This window comes from Pedobacter sp. BMA, from assembly GCF_001027745.1.
Taxonomy (GTDB): Bacteria; Bacteroidota; Bacteroidia; order Sphingobacteriales; family Sphingobacteriaceae; genus Pedobacter.
In genome coordinates this window covers 1-23514 of record NZ_LECU01000007.1, presented here as the reverse complement: position 1 = coordinate 23514, position 23514 = coordinate 1, and the positions used below count along the sequence as shown (strand labels likewise).

Here is a 23514-nt window from a genome sequence, read left to right as displayed (position 1 = left end):
TTAAGTACAAAACACCATAAAGTAGTTTTTGTTTAGGTTTTTAGCCTTGCAGCCACCATTTTGCCGTAGGCAAATATTTGTTAAGGTTGATAGTTTCTCCCAGCCGTGGGGTCACGATGGGGAAGTTTAAATCTTCCGCAGCCGCCACTACCCTTTTTACGGGCTCATCCCAGCTGTGCATGGCTAAACTGAATTTCGACCAATGTACGGGCATCAAAACCTTTGCTTTTAAATCTATTGCAGCCTGCACCGTTTGTTCCGGGAACATGTGTATATAAGGCCAGTAGTCATTGTACTGTCCGCATTCCAGCAAGGCCAGATCGAAGGGGCCATACTGATTGCCAATTTGTTGGAAGTGGGTGTCGTAACCCGAATCTCCCCCCAGGAATAGTTTCGACTGCTTAGATTGAAGTACGAAAGCTGACCACAATGTTTGGTTGCGCCTGAATTTTCTACCGGTGAAATGCCGGCCGGATACCGCAGTAAACTTCAGGCTATCGAATAAACTAACCGACTGCTCCCAGCATAATTCGTTAATTTTTGAAGCCGGTACACCCCATCTTTCCAGGTGAGAGCCTACCCCTATAGAGGTGACAATGGATTTACTATTGGGTGCGATTTTTAAGATACTCTGATAATCGAGGTGATCATAGTGATCGTGGGTGATAACAAGTACATCGATATCCTTAAAATCAGCAGCCTGTACAAAACCAGTGCCCTTGAAAGCTTTGCTCCCTATGAAAGAAAATGGTGAGGGGGTTTCGCTGAAAACAGGATCAACCAGAATCCTGTATCCGTTAATTTTAATCAGGTATGATGAATGTCCGAACCAGATCAGTTCCACCTCATCCCCGGCGGCTTTACCGTTGAGATCGGGCTTTACGAATGGAAGCGGATTTGACGGGGTTTTATCTGGGTTCTGATCAAATAGAAAAGCCTTCAATAGCGTAAAAAAGCTTACACCTTCGGGTTGCATTAGGGTAGGCGATAGATTTTGCAGTGCGCCATCCCTGTAATTTGATAAATGGTGAATTTGATCAAGGCGTGTACCTTTGGGTAAGCGGCCGAAAACCGGTAGGTTGAGCACTACGAACACCGCTAGTGCCAGGATTAGGACTATATAGACAAAAATCATCTTAAAATTTTAGAGCGCTAATTTATATAAATAGAAACTAGCTTTTCGTCAGCCCAAAGCAAAAAAAGCCCTGATGAACTCAGGGCTTTGAAAGGTATTATTCCAGGTTTTGTTTATTTCAATAACCACATGATCTGGTTGTTGTCGTCATTTCCACCGTACTGACTGGCAATAGCCGCAGCAAGGTTGACTGAATTATAACTCAGTTCGTTTGACGGATACATCCATCGTAATGGTAAACTGGTTGATGGCGTGTTTAAGTTCGTTGAGGTATTGAGCTTAAATACAGGGTAACCTGTTCTGCGGTTTTCGAACCAGGACTGGTATTTATTTCCCTGCAGAAAGCTGGCCACATATTTCTGCGCGATCACCTGACCAATCTGCTGGTCGGTAGTACCTGCCAGTGCTACTGTAGCCGGAAAGGTATCAATGTACGTGGCATCCATTTTCATGTTGTGGTGATAATCGGCCAGATCGGGTGTATTGGCCGCAATGAAAGTCATCGATGATTTAATTCCATTGGCGTAATAAGTCTGGGCTGCTGTGCCAGAGATCCATCCGCGAAGTGTTGCCTCTGCAAGAATGAACTGCAGGTCCCAATAGTTGAAAACCCCTACAGGTTCTGCATTTACCAGATTGGTATAACGGTTATTGATATCTGCATAGTCTTTGCCTACCCTGATGGTTTGCAAAGCGGAAAAGGCATCGGATGGCTCTACTCCCGGATAAGCGGCCTTATCTGATTGGGAAACCCCGGCAGTTATTTTGATGGCCGAGGGTTTGGCGTAATAAAACAAACGCCTGTCGTTGGTAACCTTAAGCGGTTCAAGCAGCACATTGCTAAGCATGGTATAGTTTGATTTTACAAAGGAGTTTCCTGAGCCCGCGGGTACATCACTCCATGGGTAATTCTGCCCTGCTGTAGCATTATAGGCCAGTGCGAAATTATCGTTGTAGTCTCTCATCAATAAGCGGTTTGCCACAATGTCTTTAAAGCGATCGATAACCTTTAAGTCTGCATCGGTTGTCTTTTTGTAAAGATTCATTAGTACATGCAGCTGAAAACTGTTAGTTAATCGACGCCATTTTTCGGTGCTTCCTGCAAAGATCGGATCACCTTCAAATGTTGCACCTTGGGCAAATAAGGCATTGGCCTGATCTAGCTCATCTAATATACCCAGAAAAACAGTTTTCTGAGTATCATATTTAGGTTGTAAAATCCCGGCCGACTCTCCTTTTACTGCTTCTGTGTAAGGGATATCACCCACCTGCATGGTGCTGATGAAAAACTGCCATGCCCTCACAAAGTGCCCAAGGGCCTGATAGGATTTTCTCAATGCATCGCTGGTGGCATAATTCTCCATCGGGGTGATATTTCTTAACACGGTAATGCGATCAAAATCCGTGCGGTTAATGCGATTGTATTGAAAGCCCTCCTGCCCTTCTCCCCAGGTGAGGTATTTCCCCAGTAGAAAAGGCTGCATAAATGCTTTTGTGGTACTGATGTCGCTCCGCGTGATGCTCAGGATCATACTAGTGGCCAACATTGCCGAATTGACTTCAGTGGTTGAATTGGGATTGGTATTAATGGCTTCAAATTTACTGCAGCCACTGCTTATTGATATCAGTACAGATAATAATAAGGTATATTTTAAAAATTTACTTTTCATAACATCTTTTTAAATATGGTTGATCATTAAAAGCCAACTTTAACATTAAATCCAACCATTCGCATGGATGGTGAGTTGAGGTTTTCCGTATCCACATCCGGGTCAGAATACTTAAAGTTCGTCCACATGAATAGGTTTTGGCCGGTTAGGGAGAATGAAGCATTCTTTAAGCCCAACTTCTCTGTAAGTTTTGCGGGCACATTATATCCCAAAGAAATTTCACGAAGTTTTACAAAACTGGCATTCTGAAAACCGAGGTCTCCGCCCCTGAAATTCTGTGCATAATTTTGATATCCGACCTGAACATCGTTCACAGCGTACTGTCGCGTATCACTTATAATCTGGCCATATTTATCAAAGGTTACTGTGCCGGAAACGACCTTTACGCCTGTGCCAACGTAATTGTTTAATTTATTTACTACCTGATCATAACGGTACTGATTATCAGTTTCCGGTGCGGTTCCTGTATCGAACATTTTATCATAGATGTAGTTGTACATCCAGCCTCCTATACGGCCATCAATATTAATGCCCAGCGACCAGTTTTTGTAGCTGAAATTATTGATGAAACCAAAACTAAAATCAGGATCGGTATAACCCAGCACTTTCGAATAGGTACTTTTTACAGGCACACCGTTCTGGTGAATAACATTTCCACTTGGATCAGTTAACCAATAGGTGCCCGTATAGCTATCCAGTCTTTCGCCTTTTGCCGTCCATAAATTGTCAGGCGAATACTTGCTGTCCAGGTCGACAAAATACCGGTGCTGGTTCGACCAGTTAATGGTAGAATTCCATTGGAAATCGCGGTTTTTGATTACAGTTCCGTCCACTGTGATTTCCAATCCGCGTCTTTCATAGGTTTCGCCGAGGTTGACTAATGTTGTAGAGAATCCTGAAGTAGCGGCAATGCTTGCACTAGCCTGTCGATTATAATAAAGCTTATTAAAATAAGCCACATCGAAGTGCAATCGTCTTTTGAACAAGTATCCGGCCGCACCAATTTCATAGGTTCTTTGTGAACTTGGTAATAGATCAGACCCTAATAATGATGAAGGGTAGTTCGCAGAGTTAAGTGTATTCCATGCTGAAGTTGTAGTACCGTATGTCCTGTTGATGGCGTACGGATTAAAAGCCGTTTTAAATATAGCCCATGAGCCTCTAAGCTTGAACATATCAATCACCTTGGGCAGATCCACGAGTTCTGAAACGACTACACTTGAGCCTAGGGATGGATAAAAATAAGATCTTGAGGTTTTTGGTTGCGACGAATTCCAATCATTTCTGCCAGTAAAGTCAAGAAATACAGCATCCGCATACCCAATTGAGGCCCTTCCAAACAAACTGTTGAGTTGTTGGCTATTACCTCCCTGTGCAACAGTTGGAGGTTCAACCGAACCTGCAACTGAATAGAATGTTGGAGAAATCAATCCGTTTTTAGTTGTCGCTTCTAAAATTTGATTCTGGAAATAAAAAATAGTCCCTCCAGCTAGTGCGTCAATAGTAACTTTATTTAGTTTCTTTTTATAATTGACTATCAAATCATTATTAGTACTAAATCCCACTGAATCACGTATAGAATACATCCCTTTCGCATTCCAGCCGCTACCGTTTACGGCTCCACCACGTGTACTGAAGATATTTGCTGTTGGATTTCGGAAGGAAGTTTTATTATTATAATTATCGTATCCTATTCTTGCCAATACACTCAAATCTTTACTGATGTTATAGGTGGCTGTAACATTTGCATTTACGGTGTTGTTCTGTATTCCATTGAGTTTTTCGTAAGCAATCAGATATGGATTGTCGTACCAGTTTGTGTACATCCAGTTCTGGGTTTTATTTGGGACTTTCCAGTAGTCCTGGTAATCACGGATGTCATACTCTGTTCCTGTCCACATGACTAGCTGATAAAGATAACCTTGATTATTGTACCCCGTTCCCCATACCTGATCTGCCCATCTTTTGCTTACGCCCATGTGTCCTTCCAGTTTAAATTTCTCACTCAGCTTCATTTCACCAGCCATGGTTAGATTGACCATGTTTAAATTCTGGTTCGGAAACTGGCCTTTGTTATAAATATCGTTTAAACCGATTCTGAAACTACCATTCTCTCCCGATTGGGCGATGCTCAGATTATTGTTCAGTACGATACCATTAGACATAAAGTTCTTTAAATTGTCTTTTCCCTTTGATACCAATGGCATATTATCTTCAAACTGTTTGGTTAGCGGATTCCAGTCCCTGGCGGTGCCGCCCACATCCAACTTTGGTCCCCAAACATAATCGTTGTCAATTACGCCATTCTGACCGCGTGCATAAGAACTTTGTACATCAGGTATGGCCAGATATCCAAGAGAGGTCATGGTATTGCTATTAAAATCAACAGAGAATCCTTTTCCTGCCGAACCTTTTTTAGTCGTAATTAAAATTACTCCCCCTGGCGCTCTTGAGCCGTATAGTGCTGATGCTGTCGGTCCTTTCAAAATGTCCATACTCTCGATGTCATCAGTTGGGATATCTCTTAGTGACATATTCCGATAAGGCACACCATCAATAACCAATAAGGCACCTTCACCACGTAGCTCAATCGTAGGTCGCGCGTTAAATTCAGTCGAGTTTTTAACCACCAGTCCTGAAACCCTGCCGGTTAAGGATGTGCCTACGTCCACCCCTTTTACGGTTTGCAAATCTTTTCCTCCAACCCTTTGTACGGCATAACCTAAGGATTTCTCCGATCGCTTGATCCCCAGGGCGGTAACCACCACATCTGTTAAGTCGTTAGCAGCCGGCTGAAGGGAAATGCTGTATTCCCGCTGACTATCAATAGCAACCTCTTTGGCAATATAACCGATATAGGAAACCACCAGCGTGGCACCAATGGGTGCGTTGATGGTAAATGCACCGTTTCCGTCAGTGGTAGCCCCGGTTTTGGTACCCTTGATTAAGACACTGGCCCCTACAATAGGCTGGCCGTTTTCATCCAGCACTCTTCCTTTTATGGCTTCAAAAGTCAATGTTACAGGTGTTTCCGACTTACGCTTCAATACAATAGTTTTATTGAATATTTTGTAGTTGAGCGGCTGATCTTTGAAACAGATGTTCAACACCTGTTCAATAGACATTTCCTTTACATCAATGCTCACCTTTTTGGCACTTTGCAGCTCAAGGTTATCGTAAAGAAATACATACTCGCTTTGTTTTTCGATGGAACGAAAAACGACATCGATAGATACATTCTTCTGCTTCAGCGTGATGTTCTGACTATAAACACTGGCGCTAACCTGGCAAAAAGAAGCAAGTAAAATGATCGCAATTAGCTTCATTACAATTAATAGTTGTTTTGGTCTGCTTGCTATGGACGATGCCACATACAAGAATCTACTTAAATTCATACCTTTGAATTTGGGTTTTAAAACATTATGGCTTAGATCAATATTGTTTTCCTGCAGCGGAACTATCCCTGCAGGCATGTAGATCCCGAAAATCTGACGGGGAGTGGTACGAACACTTCCCGTTCTTTATTTTGAGATCAGCTTGATGTGAAGGGTATTTTTAACTCATAGTTGTTGGTTATTTAATGATTAGTTTGGTTTTGGTTCTTTATTTAGGATTAATTGTTATTCTTCCGCTTTCAATCCGGCAATGTATGCCTGAGTAAGCCAGCATTTTAACCAGGTCTTCGGCGCTGGAGTTCCTGGGGATTTTACCTGTGTAAGCTTTTATTGGTATCTCACCATTGTAAATCACCTCCACATCGTACCATCGGGAAATCTGCCGCATAAAGGATTTCAGATCAGATCCGACAAACTGAAAGTAACCGTTTTTCCAGGCGATTACAGCCTCCGCGTTTTCTATAGGTAGTACTTTCATCTTTTGAGCGGATTTGTTAATACCGGCCTCTTCGCCAGGGTGCAATATTTCAGTTTTTGTATGGTTTTTGATTTCCACTGCGCCTTCGAGTAAAGTGGTACGCTCTTCATCTTCGTCGCTGTACGTATTCACATTGAAATGGGTGCCCAGCACTGTGATTACCGACTGGTCGGTGTGTACCACAAATGGCTTAAATTTATTCTTGGCTACCTCGAAGTACGCCTCACCTGTTATCGTTACGCCTCTATTGGCGCTAGTAAATGCGGTTGGGAATGTGATGGAAGAGCTGGCATTCAGCCATACCTGACTTCCATCGGTTAAAATTAAATGATACTGTCCTCCCCTTGGGGTCGTAATGGTGTTATTGGTAACGGCCTTGTTTTTTAGTGCGTTTGTAAAGCGATAGGTTACTTCCCCGCCGCTTGTCTTGGTAATGCTCACACCATCTTGCTGTGCCAGGCGGCCTTCGGCGCTTTCATTTAATATAATCTCCTGCCCGTTACCCAGTTTTAAAATGGCATTGTTCCCTCCAGGCTTAATCTGATGTTGGGCAGTGAGACCGGCAATGGGTTTAATTTGCGGGTTTGTGGGCTTTTGTAAGTATAGATACAAGCCACCAAGTACAATGATCAGCAACGTTGCCGCCCTTGCGAAAAGGGGAAATGACTTTCTTAGGATTTGTTTCTCTTTTGGTGATACATTTTCCTGATTGATGCGGTTGATTACGTTCGTGTAGATGTCATTCTTAATGGCGTTGAGATCAGCTTCATTTGATGAAAATTCTTCTCCCTCCACACGGGCGTACCAGTCTTCAACCAGCAATTTTTCTTCGGTGCTTGCAGTTTGATCGTTGTATTTCCTGATAAGTTGTTTGATGTAATCGTGTTCCAAAACAGTCGCTTTTATTAGATATACCCTGAAACTTTAGAAAGTACTATAGCCTTGCCAAAATTTATTCAGTTCACATTTGATACTAAATGCAAAGGGGCATCCTGTGATGAAAAAACACAGGGAAGGTTAAGACATATATCTGGCAACCATCAAAGCCAGCAGGGCAAGTGACGAGTCGTAATCGCTCACGCGCAGCCTCAGGCGCTGATAGGCAGACTGGAGTTGGTTTTTAATGGTTTGTTCGGAAAGGGAAAGTTCTTCGGCAATTTGCCTGATGGACAGTTCGTCTTCTTTTTTCATGAGGTAAATTGCCTTCATCCTTGCCGGCATCTTCATTACCTCATCGTCGATGATCGTCTTGAGTTCCTTTTCCAAAAGAATGTTCTGCGACTGGTGATCCGCGCGAATCCCGCTGGAGGCTACTTTGTTGGCGTAACGGAGTTTTACATCATCCTGTGCGTAGAGTTTTAATGTTTTGTTCTTCAGGACGGCATATAGATAAGCCAATACACTGCCTTCCGTATCGAGCAGATCAATTTTATCCCACAAACAAACGAAAACTTCCTGTGCGAGGTCTTTAGCCACGTCAGTGTCGTTTACTTTTTTGTACGCATGATTAAAAATAATGTTCCAGTAAGCATCGAACACGAGCTGAAATGCCTTGCTCTTATTTAGCTTAACCAGGTAGAAAAAGTTACTTTCTAATTCCTTATACATATCCAATTCACAATGAGTTTAAAAAACACGTGTTTATTACAGTTTGGGTGTAAAATGATATTATAAAGGGATGGGGTTTACAGGTATTCATGATCGCTTTCAAATTAAAGGAAGTATCATTAAGACAGTATTAACCCATCGTAAACTTAATAAATAAAATTGGAATCAGCTAGTCTCATAAACAAAAGGTATAAAAGTATCTCCTGGTTTTTTAGAGATACTTTTATGGGATTAATAATCGTCGTTTAAAGCAAATATGGGTTTTCTGCTCATCCACTTGCCGCCGGTAAAGTCGGGGAATTCGACTGTTTCATTGCCCAACTCAATAGATTGCTCACTTAACGGTGTAATGGCGCTCCATGCTGCGGCGTCATATATATCCAGCGGAGTAGCTTCGTTGCGTTTTGCTGCTTCGATAAATGCATGGATCACAAAAAAATCCATACCCCCATGACCAGCGCCCTGGGCATCGTTACCGTACTTTTTCCAGAGTGGGTGGTCATATTTATCTAACCACTCTTTGGCATTATCCCAGGTATGGGGTTTGCTCACCCCTTCTACGTAAATGCTCTTATTGATGTCCATCCAAAGCCCTTTGGTACCCTGAAACCTGAAGCCCAGGGAGTAAGGACGCGGCAGATTGGTATCGTGCTGAAGAATAATGGTTTCGCCGTTTGCGCAGTCGATTGTGGTGGTCACGATGTCACCCAGTCTGAAGTTGACTTTTGCATTCGGATGAGCTGCGCCGCCCTTATCTACAATGTAATTATGGAGACCACGGGATTTTGTAGCGAAGGAATTGAGTTTAAGGAACCGGTTACCCCGGTTGATGTTGATGCATTGTGCCACCGGCCCGATGCCATGGGTGGGATATAAATCACCATTGCGGTAAACCGAATGATTGGTTCTCCAACGCGCTTCAGAGAAAGCTTTTTCGCCAAACTCAACACCATGCCCGTAGGGGTTTACGCCATCATTAAATTTCACTTCCCTCAAATCGTGCTGGTAACCGCCCTGTAAATGCAGCATTTCACCAAATAAGCCCTGGCGAACCATGTTCAGTGCAGCCAATACGTCTCGGCGGTAGCATACATTCTCAAGCATCATCACATGGGCATCAGCTTTTTCTGTTGCGTGCACCACGTCCCAGTGATCCTGCAGATTAATTCCCAAAATCACTTCGGTAGCGATATATTTAATCCCGGCATCAAGGGCGCCTAAAATCATGGGTTTATGTAATTCCCATGGTGTAGCGATGATAACAGCCTTAATATTTTTGAGTTCCAGCATCTTTTTCCAGGCATTTTCATCACCTGTAAAAATCCTGGGCATTGGTTTTCCGCTTTTAGAAACGATGGCTTTACTCATCTGAAGCATTTTGTCATCTACGTCGCAAATGGCAACCAGCTCTACATCATCCCGCCTTAATATCAGGCTTAAATGATTTTGCCCCCTCAGGCCTACTCCTATCATCACCACCTTTATTTTACCATCAGCCTGAGCGGCAAATAGGGTTTGATCAGGAATGGTAGCGATAGCTGCGGTGGTTAATCCGGCATTTCGTACAAATTCTCTTCTGTTCATCTTTGTGTTGGTTTTGTTGATTTTTGATTCTCCGAATGTATTCATATTTTAAGGCGAACGGAAAGAAAAGACTTTTAAAAAAGAACGCAAACGTTTGATTAATATGTAAATTAGTAAGTATAAGAATTTAATGTACTTTAGCTGATAGAATGCGATCAAAGCCAACAACCATCAAGGAAATTGCGAGAATGTTAAATATTTCTCCATCAAGTGTATCCAGGGGATTACATGATCATCCCAGTATTGGTGCAGTAACCCGCGAGAAAATTAAACAGCTTGCCAAGTCGTTAAACTATGAGCCGAACCATGCGGCTATACTTTTTCAGAAAGGCAAAACTTACACCATCGGCGTCATTTTGCCTGAATTGTCTGAGCACTTTTTTTCTACTGCAATATCGGCCATTGAAGATGAGGCAATGAAAAAGAACTATACCGTAATCTTTGCCCAGTCGCATGACGATTACGAGCTGGAGGTGAAACTGGTGGAAAAAATGAAAAATCAAAGGGTGGATGGCCTTCTGGTATCGATTAGTAAAGATACCTCAAAGTTCGACCATTTTGAAAAGTTAAATACGTTCAATATCCCAGTGGTATTTTTCGATCGCATTCCCCCTTTTAAAAATGTGCATTACGTAGCCTGCAGTCTGGAGAGTGCCACAGTTAAGGCCGTAAATTACCTGTTGAAAAAAGGCCACAGAACAATAGGTTTGATAAATGGCCCAACTACCTTGTACGCGAGCGAAGAGCGGAAGGAAGGATACATTCAGGCGATTAGTTATAACCGATTAAAATTTGATCCCACCCTGGTGGTTAATTGCGATTTAACGGAAAAAGGCACTATAGCAGCTGCGAATGAATTTATCAACCACAAGCGGAAGCCAACAGCTATTGTGGCCTTTAACGATTATGTTGCCTTATTTTTAATCAAATATTTTAAAAAGCTGGATGTGATCAATGATTTTGATGTAGTGAGCTATGCGAATTTACCATTCATCAGTTACCTCGACCATTCGCCGGTGGCTTCCGTAGAGCAGTACCCCTATTTGCAGGGACAAAAAGCAGCGAATATTCTGCTGGATCTGATCAGTAACCCCAATGTGGAGAATCAGGCCTATTTCAATACAATAGTAGAATCTGATTTGGTGGTGAACAACGAAAATTAGGTTCGTCAAACGTTTGCGCTAACTTTTGTTTAAACTTCCCGGCAGCAGATTAAAGTGTCGTTTAAATGCGGCGATAAAATGTTGCGGGTTTTTGTAACCCACTAAAAAGGATACCTCATTTACTTGTCTTCGCTCCTGTTGCAGGTAGAAACGGGCTTTCTCCATCCTCAGTTTATATAGGTATCCAAAAACCGTAAATCCGGTGAGCGCCTTAAAACCTTTCTTTAGCTTAAAATCGTTAATGCCCGCTTTACGCGAAAGTTCGATGAGTGAAAAAGGTTTCTGCAGGTTGTCCTCGACAATTTTTCTGGCAAGGAGTATTTTCTTTACGTCATCCTCTTTGATACCGGTAACCTGCACATCCTTTGGTTTTGCGGGTAAAAGCAACAGACTCATGATTTTCGATTCCAAATAAATCCTTTCGGCCCTGCCGGTGTAAGCATAATTGCTCATTTGCTGCAGTAATGCGTGAACTTCCAAAGGGATCTGCTCACGGGAAAAGCAAAAATAACGACCAGGGCATTCCTGATTTGTTATTTTTTGATGGTATTCCGGTGTGAGTTGCATATAAACGAGTTCAGCATTTTTTGCAACCTTGAAATCCAGTTGAGTCATTTCACATAATGTGCTGCTTCGCTGTTGACTGGGGGAATAAAATAACGTTACGGGCTGATGGGGCTCGTGGAAATTAACTTCGCCTTCCATACAAAATACATAGCTAATCTGCTGATCATTGTATTTCAAGCTAAATTCTGCCGGAGCTGCCGTTACGATACTGATACTGGTGACCTGCACTCCTTCAAACCATTTTTCAAAGATTGAAATCTGGTAATCCGGGTGATCTATAACTGCTTTATTATGTTGTATGCCCGTGTCCGTATTCATATCATAGGCATGGTTGTTACTGTAAATGACTTTTCCTGTTTGGCGTGCTGAAAGCTGAATCTCCATTTGTTTTAATCCGTGTAGCGGCATTAATTATCCGTTTGGCGTTATCACTTGTTCCTGATAATGCACAAATTTGCACAATTGTTTATAATTAGTCTAAATAAATGAGTAAATATTTATCTGTTGCTTTTTTGCTTTGCGGTTTTGCTGCTGCTGCACAGGATGTTAAAGTGGATACCGCCCGTGCTAACGATTTAAAGGATGTGGTGGTAACAGGTCAGTTTGGTCCGCAAACTTTAAAAAACTCAGTATATAACGTCAGAACAATCAGTTCAGAAAAGATCAGGCTACGCGGGGTGACTAATTTGCAGCAGGTATTAAATACAGAACTCGGATTTAGATTTAGCAATGATTTGACGTTGGGCACTACAGATGTATCGTTAATGGGCATGACCGGAAGAAACGTTAAAATTTTACTGGATGGTGTACCGATGGTCGACCGCTCGGATACGAGAGAAAGCCTTGGGCAGATTGATATTAATACAGTTGATCGGATTGAAATTGTTGAAGGGCCGATGTCTGTTGTTTATGGAACGGATGCTTTGGCTGGGGTAATTAACATCATTACTAAAAAACCTGCAAATGCACTTTTTAATGTTAATGCCCGGGTTCAGGAAGAAACGGTTGGTGAGGAATATAATGGATTTACAGGATCTGGGGTACACAACCAGAGCTTAAACCTGAGCTGGCAAAAAAATGGCTGGAGTGCGCTGGCAGGTGGAAGCCATAATGAATTTGGCGGATGGAACCTGCCTCCAAAAACGGCTACACTTGCGCAATTTAACAGTTGGGGTACCTTTTGGAAACCAAAAGAGCAATGGCTGGGAAATGCGAAAGTGGGTTATAAGAATGACAACTTTAATATCTGGTACCGCTTAGATGGGGTAAATGAAGTTATAGATGTACGCTATGGGATTAATGATCTCGGAAAAGGTAAACTCGCAGCTTATACAACAGACCGTTATACGCAGCAGTTGCAATCGGAATGGCGGGTAAACCCTAACCTACAGCTTACGGCAATTGCTGGTTATACCGACTTGCAAAGGAATACACGTACCGTTCTTCATGATTTTACTAATAATACAGAAGAATTAACCACTGCAGCCGGCGAACAGGATGTGGCTAAGTTCAACTCTGCGATTTTTCGCACTACCGCTATCTATAAGCTTAATGACCTGGTTTCGTTTCAGCCGGGGTTTGAATATAACCGGGATGGTGCATCAGGACAAAGGATATCGGGAACACCTGTCATTTCTGATTATGCGCTATTTGTTTCTGCTGAAATCAAACCCGTAAACTGGATGAATATCCGCCCGGGACTCAGGTTTATCAAAAATTCGATCTATGATGCACCGCCCGTCATTCCTTCACTGAACACGAAATTCAGGCTAAGTAAAACGCTGGATTTAAGGTTAGCTTATGCAAGGGGCTTTAGGTCGCCGGCACTAAGAGAACTATATTACGATTTTGTAGATGCCAGCCATGTCATTTACGGTAATCCAAACCTGAAGGCTGAAGAATCAAACAGTTTTAATGGTTCCGTGTCCTGGTCGGGTGTTACTACTGAAAGCATTCAGTTTCGCTCTACCCTTGCAGGCTTTTTCAATAAGTTTAAGAACAAGATTGATTTTGCGCAAGATCCGTCTGACCCAACTATCACCAGCTTGTTTAACGTTACTAATTTTAAAACGGTTGGTACCACACTAGATAATACTTTGATCTACAAAAAATTTCAGGCTAACCTGGGCTTCTCTTACATTGGCAGCTATCATGATTACTCAGAGGATGAGCAGTTCACTGGCAGTAAAGTGGTATGGTCTCCGGAAGTTTCGGCAAGCCTGAACTATAATTTTACGAGGCTTAATGGCGGTGTGGGTTTATTTTATAAGTACACCGGCGATAAACTGGGTTTTCAAACCACCACCGGCGGCTATCAGCAAACCAAAATATCGGGTTTCAGCTTTGCCGACTTTATGATTAATAAGAATATCAGGAAATTCCTGACCATTAATGCGGGAGTTAAAAATATATTCAACGTAACCCAATTAAACAGTACGGCCACTTCAGCTTCATCGGCTAATCCGCACAGTACAACCACCGGTGCTGTTCCCCTGAGTTACGGAAGATCATATACGCTCGGACTGACTTATAACTGGAATAAAATTTAAATATAACTAAGAATCAAAAACAGAAAATGAACAAACTTAACTCAATGATTGCGATAACATTTATCGCCGTAACATTTGCAGCCTGTAAAAAAGATAGCGATGAACCTATAGTGGTAATTCCGCCTTCGGACGGGAGTACGCTTACACTGAATGGATTAGTTGGAGCAGAACTAGGAAGTGCCGCAGGAAATAGTGTTTATGTTGATTTCAGCACCGATAAGCAAACCGCTGTTTTAAGATCATCATGGGATTTAGGATTTTATAGCGGTGCTGACTTTAAAGTTGTTTTGAATAATACAACAAGCGCAGGAGCAAAAGTATTGACTGCAACAAGCTTAGCCGCAGTGACAGAAACTGATACACTCGGATTAACATTAGCAGTAAGCCAGGCTAGCCCGGCACCAGCAGACTTTAATTACTTTGATAAGATCGATGGCTCAGGCACAGTTATTCCAGCTATCTCTTCTACTGCCACTGATAATAAAGTAATCATATTAAATCGTGGAACGGGAGGAAGTATTGCTGCACGCTCCTGGATCAAATTTAAAGTAACAAGAAATACTTCTGGTGGTTATACTTTGCAATATGGAAAGATTAAAGAAACAACAAATTTTACTACTGTAGAGATTCCTAAAGATGGTACTTTCAATTTTAAATTTGTATCTCTGACAAACGGACAAGTAACCAGTGTAGAACCACAGAAAGCTGATTGGGATATCACCTGGGGATATTCAGTTTATCAAACGACTTTTAATAATGCCTTAGTACCATATAACTTTTCTGATATGGTGTTTATCAATAGCCTGGCTGGTGTTACGGCAGCAGAGGTATCTACGAGTGATTTCACCTACGCTGCTTTTACTGAAGCTAATCTTACAAGTTCAAAATTTACTTTCACGGGTTTGAGAGATGCGATTGGTTCGAAATGGAGATTTAGTACTGCTTCGGCAACGAATGCTATTGGGGTAAATCCAAACACTTTCTACCTGATTAAAGATGGTGCAGGCAACATTTACAAACTAAAATTTGTAAGCTTTATTTCAAACGATGGCGGTACCCGCGGTAAACCAGTAATCGAATACAAATTGGTTAAAAAAGCATCTTAATATACAGATGCTCTCAATCTCAGATTTTAAAAATATGTTTTGTTAGTTGGATAGATGCTCCCCGCGATGGGGAACTTTATCTTTTTAAGCCGTCCCCTAAACCCGGACGGCTTTTATCATCCTGTCCTTCCCTTGCATATCGGCTTTTAATTCAATGTCAGAGAATCCTTTAGCTAGAAGCATATCAACTGTTTCCCGACCCAAATACTCATTGATTTCGAAATATAACAGTCCGCCATGATGAAGTTGTTTTTTTGCAAAATCGGCAATGGCTTTATAGAAAACAAGTGGCTCCTCATTGCTCACGAATAGGGCCAGGTGAGGTTCGTGCAAAAGTACATTATTATGCATCTGCTTTTTTTCTAATTCCCTGATATATGGGGGGTTGCTAACGATCACATCAAATTTATCTTCAGTTGTATAGTTCAGGATATCGGCATTGATGAAATTAATATCTGTTTTCAGCTGCGCTGCGTTTTCTCTTGCCATATCAAGCGCCTGAGGCGAGACATCCATCGTGCTTACCAGGAATGCCGGAAGATACTTTTTGATCGATATGGGAATGCAGCCGGAGCCTGTGCCGATATCCAACACACTTTTGTTTTTAGTGGAAGAACCAGCATGATTGTTGATGATCCAGTCGACCAGTTCCTCAGTCTCCGGCCTTGGAATCAGCACATTTTCATTTACCTTAAAAACTGATCCGTAGAAATGAGCCTCTCCTAATATGTGCTGGATCGGCTTCCCTATTTTAAGGTCGTTTAAGACCGACAACAATTGCTGAACCTGTATGGGATTGAGCCGTTGATCCTCTGGTAGCAGGAGCAGTTTACGATAAGGCATGCCGGTAATATGTTCTATTGCCATTTCAAGCAAAACCTTTGCTTCATCCTCATCATATAACATTTCAAGTTCCAGGATATAATCCTCTTTTAAGGCTTCAATTTTCATTGCTGTAAAATTACTTAATTGACATCATATGGAATCTATTTATCAGTTCAATGAGCCATTTTTTACTATTTTTGCAACAATGAGCCACGAATTTTATATGAAACGCTGTCTGGAACTAGCAGCGTTGGCAATCGGTAATGTAAGTCCTAATCCCATGGTGGGTTGCGTCATCGTTTTTGACGGGAAAATCATTGGTGAAGGTTATCATCAGCAGTTTGGTAAGGCACATGCTGAGCCCAATGCGGTGCAATCTGTATTTGATCGTTATGGCGATGCGGCCGCTGGGCTTTTAAAGCAAGCTACTGCATATGTGAACCTGGAGCCTTGTGCCCATTTCGGCAAAACTCCGCCCTGTGCGGATCTTTTTGTGAAACATCAGCTGAAGCAGGTCATCATTGGCAACCGGGATCCTTTTTCCGGTGTAGACGGCAAGGGTATCGAAAAGCTGCGTAATGCCGGGATTGAGGTTTCCAGCGGGATTCTGGATGAAGCTTGCAAGGAGTTTAACAGACGCTTTTTTACACGTATAGAGAAGCAAAGACCATACATTATTTTAAAATGGGCCGAGACGGCAAACGGGTACTTTGCCACCAATGATGGCCATCAGAAATGGATCAGCGGTGCGGTGGCTAAACGACTGGCACACCAATGGCGTACAGAAGAAGATGCCATTTTGATCGGCAAGCAAACAGCTATCATTGATAATCCACATTTGACTGCCCGCGAATGGCCGGGCAAGAATCCTGTTCGTTTGGTGATCGACCGCAGTTTACAGATACCTCAAAACAATCATATCTTCAATCAGGAGGCCAAAACCATCATCTTTAACGAGGTAAAAACAGATGTTGAGGATAATATCCATTACATTCAAATGGAAGACATGCACTTCTATCTCGCTCAGAAAATTGCTTTTCAACTTTACCTCATGGATATTCAATCTGTCATCATCGAAGGAGGCGTGCAGATGCTCCGGCAGTTTTTAGAGGGCGGGCTTTGGGATGAAGCCAGGATATTTACTTCTGCTAATAGCTGGACGGATGGAATAGCCTCGCCTGCTATCAATGGCAATTTAATCAACCAGGAACAGGTTGGAACAGATAAGCTTTCCATTTACATAAACGCCATAAATAAATGATATTTATAATTTTAAGTGTTTGCTGTAGTGTTACCGTAGCCGTGTTACTCAAACTGGCAAAGCGGTACCAGATCAGCATCATTCAAGCCGTTGCCGTTAATTATTTTGCCGCCCTGTTGCTTTGTTTCTTGTTTTTTAAACCTGATGTTAGCCTGCTTAATGCTGCGGCGCCCTGGCAGATTTACATACCTATAGCAATCCTACTTCCCTCTGTATTTTTAATCCTTGCGGCATCGATCAAAAATCTGGGTATTGTAAAAACGGATATCGCTCAACGACTGTCGCTATTTATCCCTGTTCTGGCAGCTTTCTTTATTTTTAAAGAAGACTTCAATCAGTTAAAAATCATTGGTCTGGCCGTAGGTTTCCCTGCGATATTTCTCACGTTTCTGCGTAAGGCTGAACCTAATGATAATAAAGGAAACTGGTTTTATCCGGTATTGGTTTTCGCCGGCTTCGGCATCATCGATGTGCTTTTTAAGCAGATTGCACTATATAAAGCGGTTCCTTACACCACATCCCTGTTTATCGTGTTTGCAATGGCTTTTGTGGTTGCACTGGTAATTGTGGTATTTTTAGCGATCACCGGAAAAATCAAACTTCAACTGGTAAACCTGGCATGTGGACTAATATTGGGCTTATTTAATTTTGGCAATATTCTTTTTTACATGAAGGCACATAAGGCATTGGCCGACAATCCGTCGACCGTATTTGCGGCCATGAACCTGGGTGTAATTATCGTAGGCAGCATCATTGGTATCCTGGTGTTTAAAGAAAAGCTGACGAAACTCAACTACGTGGGTATCTTATTGGCACTGGCCGCAGTAATCATCATCAGTTTGTCGCAAAATGCTGTTCGATGATACTTATAAAACGATCGAAGGTGCTTCAGAGGGCATTTTTCGTGATAAAGGCAGTAAGTTTCTGGCCTATGCTTACCCCATTCGCTCGGAGGAAGAGGTGAAGCCCTTGTTGTTAAACCTGCGCGCAGAACATAGTAAAGCCAGGCATTGGTGTTATGCTTACCGGCTTAGCCCCGATCGGTCGGTGTTCAGGATTAATGATGATGGTGAGCCATCAGGTACGGCCGGGCGACCCATCTTAAATTGTTTGTTATCTGCCGACGTGACGAACGTTTTAATTGTTGTAGTACGGTATTTCGGGGGAACGCTCCTGGGTGTTCCAGGTTTAATTAATGCCTATAAAACGGCAACTGTGGAGGCGCTGAACGCGGCACACTTCGTTTCTAAAACCGTCAACGATATTTATGAAGTAGATTTCGAGTATCTTCAGATGAATGACGTGATGAAAGTAGTCAAAGACGAAGACCTGAAGGTGCTTGACCAGCAGTTCGATACATACTGCACACTGAAATTTGGAGTCAGAAAGACTTACCTGAACCAGGTTTTAGCTAAATTTGACAAAATAGTCCAGGTGAAAACCAGGTATATACAAACCATATAACTCAAATTACCTACCATGAAAATAGCTGAAAGTGATCTGATTATTAACCCTGACGGAAGTATTTACCATTTGAATCTGCTTCCTGAAGATGTCGCAGATACGGTGATTACTGTTGGAGACCCAGACCGCGTAGGTGAAGTGAGTAAGCATTTCGACCGGGTGGAATTAAAAAAAGGCAAACGTGAATTTATCACCCACACCGGTTACGTGGGTGCTAAAAGAGTAACTGTCTTATCTACGGGAATTGGTACCGATAATATCGATATCGTTTTCAACGAACTGGATGCACTGGTAAATGTGGATTTTGAACGCAGGGAAGTTAAAAAAGAGCTAAGGTCATTAAGTATTATCCGCGTTGGGACATCTGGTGCGGTTCAGCCGGATATCCCGATGGGGACTATTCTCGCCTCCTCATTTGGTTTGGGTATGGATGCGCTGATGAACTATTACCAGCAAAACCCATCTGTTCAGGAACAGGATTTGCTGCAAGACGTAAATTCGCATTTTGGCCAGCTCCCAAACATCCTTCCCTATTTAACTGCTGCTGATGACTCTTTGTTGAATACCATTGGTAAGGATTTAACCCATGGCATTACCATAACCGCTCCGGGGTTCTACGCCCCTCAGGGCCGCAAAGTACGTGCTGAAAATTCTATAGCTGATTTTATTGGCCTGATCAATAGTTTTAAAAGCAACGAATACCGGATTACAAACCTGGAGATGGAAACTGCCGGGATTTATGCTCTTGCTAAAGTTTTAGGTCATAAAGCTTTATCCATAAATGCCATCCTTGCCAGTCGGGTAAAGTTTGAATTTAGTCAATCGCCGGATAAAATTGTTGAACAAGCCATTAAACTGGTGCTGGAAAAGTTGTGATCCTAGGCGGCTTTGATCTTTTCCTTTACCAGTTCATTTCCCTCGGCATCAAGATAGGTACAAGTTAATTCTTCGAGATCTGTAATCCACTTTTCTACGCCGGCATCAGCAGCCTGTTTACAAAAGGTAAAATAATCGGTTTCGCCTTTTTGATGGATATGAAGTGAGTGACTAAGCTTCTCTGCAGACGATTCGTCATTGATCACTACATCAGGGTACTCCGTAGGACTGATCTGCTGCGAATGGTCTTCGCTATCAAAATAGATAGACAAACCATTGCTCACATAAACATCGTTTCTTACGATGCCCATTTCTTTCAGTTTTTTGATGAAATTGGGGAAATCGGCACCTGTTTTGATTTCTGCCTCTGCACGCTTAATCTGCTCTATAGTAAACATTCTTTAAGAATTTAATGATACTTTATAAATCGTTGTTTGTGTATACAAATCTTCGGGTTGCAGTATCGTTGTCGGGAATCCCGGAATATTTACTGCATTCGGATGATGCTGTGTTTCCACACAGAATGCTCCATAACCAACGTAATCTTTTCCACCTTTACCATTTTTTGCCTTCAGCCATTTAGCGGTGTAAAAATGGGCAACAGGTTCAGTTGTATAAACACTAAGTACTAAACCACTGTCGTGCTCAGTTGTTTTACTGGCCAGGGATAAATCCCCATATTCCTTATCCAATACGAAAGTCTGGTCATAACCTTCATCAGGATTCCAGTCTTTTCCGATTTCTTTTAATTGGGTAAAATCAAGAGGCGTTCCGCTAACGGGCAGCAGTTTTCCGGTGGGACAAAAGTTGCTATTCTGTTCCAGGGAGTTTGAAGCAAAAATCTGTTGCTGATGTTTACTCACACTCTCGCCCGTTGCTGAAAGATTAAAGTAGCCATGGTGTGTTAAATTGATGGCTGTAGCCCTGTCAGTTTCCGCTTCATAGGTTAGTATTAGTTCGTCGTTTTCAGTCAGCTCAAAGGTAAGGCCTACAACCAGGTTTCCAGGGAAGCCCTCTTCCCCATCCACACTTTCATACTCCAGCGTTACAAATGATTCATTTTCATCCAGCTCAACAATATCCCAAACCTTTTTGTCGAACCCAACCACACCCCCGTGTAAGGTTTCAGTGCCGTTGGTTTGAGCCAGTTTATAGGTTTCATCTCCAATAGAAAATGAACCGTTTTTGATTCTGTTGGCATACCGGCCTACAACAGCGCCCAGGTAATTACCATTGGCAATATATTCAGGATCAAGGTATTGTTCGATGGTTTCAAACCCCAGTACGATGTCCTGCTCTTCTCCTTTTGCGTTTTTTACGATAAACTTGTTAATGATGGCGCCATAGTTAAAGATTTTAACATAAGTGCCTTTTGTATTGGTGAGTTCGATGGCAATAATTTCTTCTCCATCAATAAATATTCCTGTAGGTATCTGCTGAACGCTCATAATGATAATTGGCTTTGATTTACCCAACAAACTTAACTGAATTTTCTTTTTTTGATGCAGGTTGTGCGGAGTTTTTTGGCATGGCAAACCAGATTAATTATTTAATTTTGGGGCTTGATGAGAAAGTTAAAGTTAGATGAGTTAAATCGCCCAGATATTGAAGCGTTTAAAGCGCAGGAGAAACTGCCCGTAATTGTGATTTTAGATAACGTACGCAGTATGCATAATGTAGGATCGATATTCCGCACTGCAGATGGCTTTGCATTAGAGAAAGTGGTATTATGTGGCATTACTGCGCAGCCGCCACACCGTGAAATTGAAAAGACGGCATTAGGTGCTACCCAGTCTGTCGATTGGGTTCATTATGCCGATACGCTTACGGCTGTTGACGCTTTTCGTGCTGAAGGGTATGAGATCGTAGCCATTGAGCAGGCAGAGAACAGCACCATGCTCAATACCTTTAAGCCGGATCCAGCGAAGAAATATGCGCTGATATTTGGCAATGAGGTTGATGGAGTAAGTGATGAGGTGATGTCAAAAATCGACGAATGTATTGAAATTCCACAATTTGGTACCAAGCATTCTTTTAATATTGTGATATCGGCAGGTATTGTTTTCTGGGATTTCTTTGCTAAATTGAGGTTGTAAAAAGCCGGTATGGAAAACCTGTTACTCAAGAAGCTACAAATCAAACCTGGTTATCGGGTTAAGGTGGTAGACGCTCCGGAAAGTGCGGCTGCGATATTTGGTGATATCCCCTCTGAAGTCTCACTGGTGTACGGTGGAGAAGGTGATTTTAATGCACTGATTACTTTTACTACTGCTAAATCCACTTTGAACCGCCAGATTGAAGATCATTTACCTCGTATCAATGCGAAAACAATCTTTTGGGTGTTTTATCCTAAAAAATCATCGAAGGTTGAGTCAGACTTGGACCTGATGAAAACCTGGAAAGAACTGGAGGTATATGGCTTATCGCCTTGCGCCTCGGCAGCGGTGAACGGGACATGGACAGGGCTCAGGTTGAAACTTTCTACCGAAGTTAAAGCTTCGGGCATGCGCAATGACCATATCAAAAGCAATGAGTATGGAGAATATATCGATCCTGTAAATAAAGAGATCAAGCTCCCACCTGATCTCGAAGCCCTCCTCAGTAAACATGTAGTCGCCCTTACCTACTTTAACAGCCTGGCCTACTCGCACAGGAAAGAATATGTATTATGGATTTTATCTGCCAAACAAGAGAAGACGCGCCTTTCACGCCTTGAGAAAACCGTAGATATGCTGTTGAACAGAAAGAAAAATCCATCTGAAAAAGGCTGATTTTCTAATGCCGGTTTAATCTTCTGTACTGAATTACATACAAAATATGACATTTCCAAATGTTAAAAGTAACATTTTCATGTGTTAAATTATATGTCTTAACAGCCTGATAATATGCTATTTGAATGGATTTGTATGCTTTTGGCAGGATTTTTTCTTTGCTGGTGCAAAACAGTGATGTAATAAAACTGTTAACACACTAACATTTAAAATAGAAAAAATGAATACGAGAATTACAAAATCAACAATGTTGATTGCTTTATTAGGCCTATCATCACAATTATTTGCACAGGAGGCTACTACGACTACCACGACAACTACCACTACTGGTCGCTTTTCTCCAACCCAGTTCCGTACCTGGTCAATTGGTGTTCACGGAGGTGTATTAAGTCCTAACACGATTTTTAATGGGAAAGACAGAGATTTCCAGACTGCTAAAGAAAACATCGGCTACGGTGGTTATATTAAAAAACAAATTTTACCTGCATTAGGTATCCAGGCAGATTTCTTAGCTGGTAAAGTAGAAGGCTTAAGAGCAACTACGGGTTTAGATGCTAATGGCAACTATACTTCAACTAACAATTCTGAATTTAAAACCAATATCCAATGGTCGGGTGCTGTTTCTGCAGTGTGGAATGTAGCCAACATCAACATCAACAAAACTGATGGTGTGTTGATCCCATACTTAAAAGGTGGTGCCGGTTATATGTCATCAGGTGCAACTACTTCAGGAACGCCTGCTGCTTTAACTGATCAGGGTTCATACAGAGAAGGATGGTTTATCCCGGTTGGTGCAGGTTTCAAACTAGCAGTTGCTAAAGGTATTAACCTAGACTTCGGTTATGATGTTAACTTCCTTAAAACTGATAAGTTTGACGGATATAACATTGGTGGTTATGACAGGTTCTCTTACGGACACGCAGGTTTAGAATTTGCTTTGGGAAGTAAAGAAAAACCACAATTACAAAACTACAGTTCATTAGCTGCTTTAAACAAATCAACAGCAGAAGAAAGTGCTGAATTAAGAAGAGCATTATCTACTGCTGAAGAAAATGCAGCCAG

20 protein-coding genes are annotated in these 23514 nt (G+C 42.0%); 10 read left to right on the top strand and 10 right to left on the bottom strand.

The genetic code is table 11. The features are described 5' to 3' along the window. Nucleotides 1–40 precede the first annotated feature (40 nt). The 6 genes from AB669_RS16505 to AB669_RS16480 all read right to left on the bottom strand — a co-directional run bounded on the left by AB669_RS16505 (nt 41) and on the right by AB669_RS16480 (nt 9870). Nucleotides 41–1135 (bottom strand): MBL fold metallo-hydrolase, encoded by a 1095-nt coding sequence (locus tag AB669_RS16505; RefSeq protein WP_047800455.1) that lies wholly within the window; start codon nt 1133–1135, stop codon nt 41–43. A 113-nt stretch (nt 1136–1248) separates the two neighbouring features. Further along, nucleotides 1249–2805: a SusD/RagB family nutrient-binding outer membrane lipoprotein gene (locus tag AB669_RS16500; protein WP_047800454.1), complete on the bottom strand. Its 1557-nt coding sequence runs from the start codon at nt 2803–2805 to the stop codon at nt 1249–1251. A gap of 26 nt (nt 2806–2831) precedes the next feature. Next, entirely contained in the window at nt 2832–6200 is a 3369-nt protein-coding gene (locus tag AB669_RS16495; RefSeq protein ID WP_082120725.1) for a SusC/RagA family TonB-linked outer membrane protein, read from the bottom strand. A gap of 208 nt (nt 6201–6408) precedes the next feature. Next, nucleotides 6409–7569, bottom strand: coding sequence for a FecR family protein (locus tag AB669_RS16490; protein WP_047800453.1), 1161 nt, complete (start codon nt 7567–7569; stop codon nt 6409–6411). A 126-nt stretch (nt 7570–7695) separates the two neighbouring features. Then, a complete protein-coding gene (locus AB669_RS16485) occupies nt 7696–8286 on the bottom strand; it encodes an RNA polymerase sigma factor (RefSeq protein ID WP_047800452.1) in 591 nt (196 codons plus the stop codon). Between the two features lie 231 nt (nt 8287–8517). Continuing rightward, nucleotides 8518–9870, bottom strand: a complete 1353-nt coding sequence (locus tag AB669_RS16480; protein WP_047800749.1) for a Gfo/Idh/MocA family protein — start codon at nt 9868–9870, stop codon at nt 8518–8520. Between the two features lie 149 nt (nt 9871–10019). Between AB669_RS16480 and AB669_RS16475 the strand changes: the two genes are divergently transcribed. After that, the gene (locus AB669_RS16475; protein ID WP_047800451.1) at nt 10020–11033 is read left to right on the top strand and encodes a LacI family DNA-binding transcriptional regulator; all 1014 of its coding nucleotides are present in this window, start codon (nt 10020–10022) and stop codon (nt 11031–11033) included. A gap of 18 nt (nt 11034–11051) precedes the next feature. Here AB669_RS16475 and AB669_RS21625 read toward each other — a convergent pair whose 3' ends face one another. After that, entirely contained in the window at nt 11052–12008 is a 957-nt protein-coding gene (locus AB669_RS21625; protein WP_053058446.1) for an AraC family transcriptional regulator, read from the bottom strand. A gap of 77 nt (nt 12009–12085) precedes the next feature. On the opposite strand from AB669_RS21625, the gene AB669_RS16465 reads away from it, so the two are divergent. Both AB669_RS16465 and AB669_RS16460 read left to right on the top strand, forming a co-directional pair. Continuing rightward, nucleotides 12086–14149: a TonB-dependent siderophore receptor gene (locus AB669_RS16465; protein WP_047800450.1), complete on the top strand. Its 2064-nt coding sequence runs from the start codon at nt 12086–12088 to the stop codon at nt 14147–14149. A gap of 26 nt (nt 14150–14175) precedes the next feature. Next, nucleotides 14176–15255, top strand: a complete 1080-nt coding sequence (locus AB669_RS16460; protein ID WP_053058445.1) for an HmuY family protein — start codon at nt 14176–14178, stop codon at nt 15253–15255. Nucleotides 15256–15351: 96 nt separating this feature from the next. On the opposite strand, the gene prmC is transcribed toward AB669_RS16460, so the two are convergent. Beyond that, nucleotides 15352–16206: a peptide chain release factor N(5)-glutamine methyltransferase gene (gene prmC, locus AB669_RS16455; protein ID WP_047800449.1), complete on the bottom strand. Its 855-nt coding sequence runs from the start codon at nt 16204–16206 to the stop codon at nt 15352–15354. Between the two features lie 79 nt (nt 16207–16285). Here prmC and ribD point away from each other — a divergent pair, with 79 nt between their 5' ends. From ribD to AB669_RS16435, 4 genes are read left to right on the top strand one after another with little or no spacing between them, the layout of a single operon-like run. Beyond that, nucleotides 16286–17341 carry a bifunctional diaminohydroxyphosphoribosylaminopyrimidine deaminase/5-amino-6-(5-phosphoribosylamino)uracil reductase RibD gene (ribD, locus tag AB669_RS16450; RefSeq protein ID WP_047800746.1) on the top strand — a complete coding sequence of 352 codons (1056 nt, stop codon included), beginning with the start codon at nt 16286–16288 and terminating at the stop codon, nt 17339–17341. Further along, on the top strand, nt 17338–18204 hold the full coding sequence (locus AB669_RS16445; RefSeq protein ID WP_047800448.1) for a DMT family transporter: 867 nt from the start codon (nt 17338–17340) through the stop codon (nt 18202–18204). The genes ribD and AB669_RS16445 overlap by 4 nt, the downstream gene beginning before the upstream one ends. Beyond that, entirely contained in the window at nt 18191–18805 is a 615-nt protein-coding gene (locus tag AB669_RS16440) for a YigZ family protein (RefSeq protein WP_047800447.1), read from the top strand. The genes AB669_RS16445 and AB669_RS16440 overlap by 14 nt, the downstream gene beginning before the upstream one ends. Nucleotides 18806–18820: 15 nt before the next feature. Then, nucleotides 18821–19681 carry a nucleoside phosphorylase gene (locus AB669_RS16435; protein ID WP_047800446.1) on the top strand — a complete coding sequence of 287 codons (861 nt, stop codon included), beginning with the start codon at nt 18821–18823 and terminating at the stop codon, nt 19679–19681. 2 nt (nt 19682–19683) lie between these two features. Here the strand turns inward: AB669_RS16435 and AB669_RS16430 are convergent, their stop codons facing one another. Beyond that, nucleotides 19684–20079 carry a DUF1398 domain-containing protein gene (locus AB669_RS16430; RefSeq protein ID WP_047800445.1) on the bottom strand — a complete coding sequence of 132 codons (396 nt, stop codon included), beginning with the start codon at nt 20077–20079 and terminating at the stop codon, nt 19684–19686. A 3-nt stretch (nt 20080–20082) separates the two neighbouring features. Next, the gene (locus AB669_RS16425; RefSeq protein WP_047800444.1) at nt 20083–21129 is read right to left on the bottom strand and encodes an aldose epimerase family protein; all 1047 of its coding nucleotides are present in this window, start codon (nt 21127–21129) and stop codon (nt 20083–20085) included. Nucleotides 21130–21246: 117 nt separating this feature from the next. Here AB669_RS16425 and AB669_RS16420 point away from each other — a divergent pair, with 117 nt between their 5' ends. From AB669_RS16420 to AB669_RS16410, 3 genes are all read left to right on the top strand, one after another. Next, nucleotides 21247–21777, top strand: coding sequence for an RNA methyltransferase (locus tag AB669_RS16420; RefSeq protein WP_047800443.1), 531 nt, complete (start codon nt 21247–21249; stop codon nt 21775–21777). A 9-nt stretch (nt 21778–21786) separates the two neighbouring features. Then, nucleotides 21787–22452 carry a YdeI family protein gene (locus AB669_RS16415; RefSeq protein ID WP_047800442.1) on the top strand — a complete coding sequence of 222 codons (666 nt, stop codon included), beginning with the start codon at nt 21787–21789 and terminating at the stop codon, nt 22450–22452. Nucleotides 22453–22672: 220 nt separating this feature from the next. Further along, nucleotides 22673–23514: outer membrane protein (locus AB669_RS16410; RefSeq protein ID WP_047800441.1), on the top strand; the 842-nt coding region annotated here is incomplete at its 3' end.

What these genes read in the sequence shown, in the direction of transcription:
- AB669_RS16505 (WP_047800455.1), bottom strand. Translation starts at nt 1,135, where the DNA reads ATGATTTTTGTCTATATAGTCCTAATCCTGGCACTAGCGGTGTTCGTA.
- AB669_RS16500 (WP_047800454.1), bottom strand. Translation starts at nt 2,805, where the DNA reads ATGAAAAGTAAATTTTTAAAATATACCTTATTATTATCTGTACTGATA.
- AB669_RS16495 (WP_082120725.1), bottom strand. Translation starts at nt 6,200, where the DNA reads ATGAATTTAAGTAGATTCTTGTATGTGGCATCGTCCATAGCAAGCAGA.
- AB669_RS16485 (WP_047800452.1), bottom strand. Translation starts at nt 8,286, where the DNA reads ATGTATAAGGAATTAGAAAGTAACTTTTTCTACCTGGTTAAGCTAAAT.
- AB669_RS16480 (WP_047800749.1), bottom strand. Translation starts at nt 9,870, where the DNA reads ATGAACAGAAGAGAATTTGTACGAAATGCCGGATTAACCACCGCAGCT.
- AB669_RS16475 (WP_047800451.1), top strand. Translation starts at nt 10,020, where the DNA reads ATGCGATCAAAGCCAACAACCATCAAGGAAATTGCGAGAATGTTAAAT.
- AB669_RS21625 (WP_053058446.1), bottom strand. Translation starts at nt 12,008, where the DNA reads ATGCCGCTACACGGATTAAAACAAATGGAGATTCAGCTTTCAGCACGC.
- AB669_RS16465 (WP_047800450.1), top strand. Translation starts at nt 12,086, where the DNA reads ATGAGTAAATATTTATCTGTTGCTTTTTTGCTTTGCGGTTTTGCTGCT.
- AB669_RS16460 (WP_053058445.1), top strand. Translation starts at nt 14,176, where the DNA reads ATGAACAAACTTAACTCAATGATTGCGATAACATTTATCGCCGTAACA.
- prmC (WP_047800449.1), bottom strand. Translation starts at nt 16,206, where the DNA reads ATGAAAATTGAAGCCTTAAAAGAGGATTATATCCTGGAACTTGAAATG.
- ribD (WP_047800746.1), top strand. Translation starts at nt 16,286, where the DNA reads ATGAGCCACGAATTTTATATGAAACGCTGTCTGGAACTAGCAGCGTTG.
- AB669_RS16445 (WP_047800448.1), top strand. Translation starts at nt 17,338, where the DNA reads ATGATATTTATAATTTTAAGTGTTTGCTGTAGTGTTACCGTAGCCGTG.
- AB669_RS16440 (WP_047800447.1), top strand. Translation starts at nt 18,191, where the DNA reads ATGCTGTTCGATGATACTTATAAAACGATCGAAGGTGCTTCAGAGGGC.
- AB669_RS16435 (WP_047800446.1), top strand. Translation starts at nt 18,821, where the DNA reads ATGAAAATAGCTGAAAGTGATCTGATTATTAACCCTGACGGAAGTATT.
- AB669_RS16430 (WP_047800445.1), bottom strand. Translation starts at nt 20,079, where the DNA reads ATGTTTACTATAGAGCAGATTAAGCGTGCAGAGGCAGAAATCAAAACA.
- AB669_RS16425 (WP_047800444.1), bottom strand. Translation starts at nt 21,129, where the DNA reads ATGAGCGTTCAGCAGATACCTACAGGAATATTTATTGATGGAGAAGAA.
- AB669_RS16420 (WP_047800443.1), top strand. Translation starts at nt 21,247, where the DNA reads ATGAGAAAGTTAAAGTTAGATGAGTTAAATCGCCCAGATATTGAAGCG.
- AB669_RS16415 (WP_047800442.1), top strand. Translation starts at nt 21,787, where the DNA reads ATGGAAAACCTGTTACTCAAGAAGCTACAAATCAAACCTGGTTATCGG.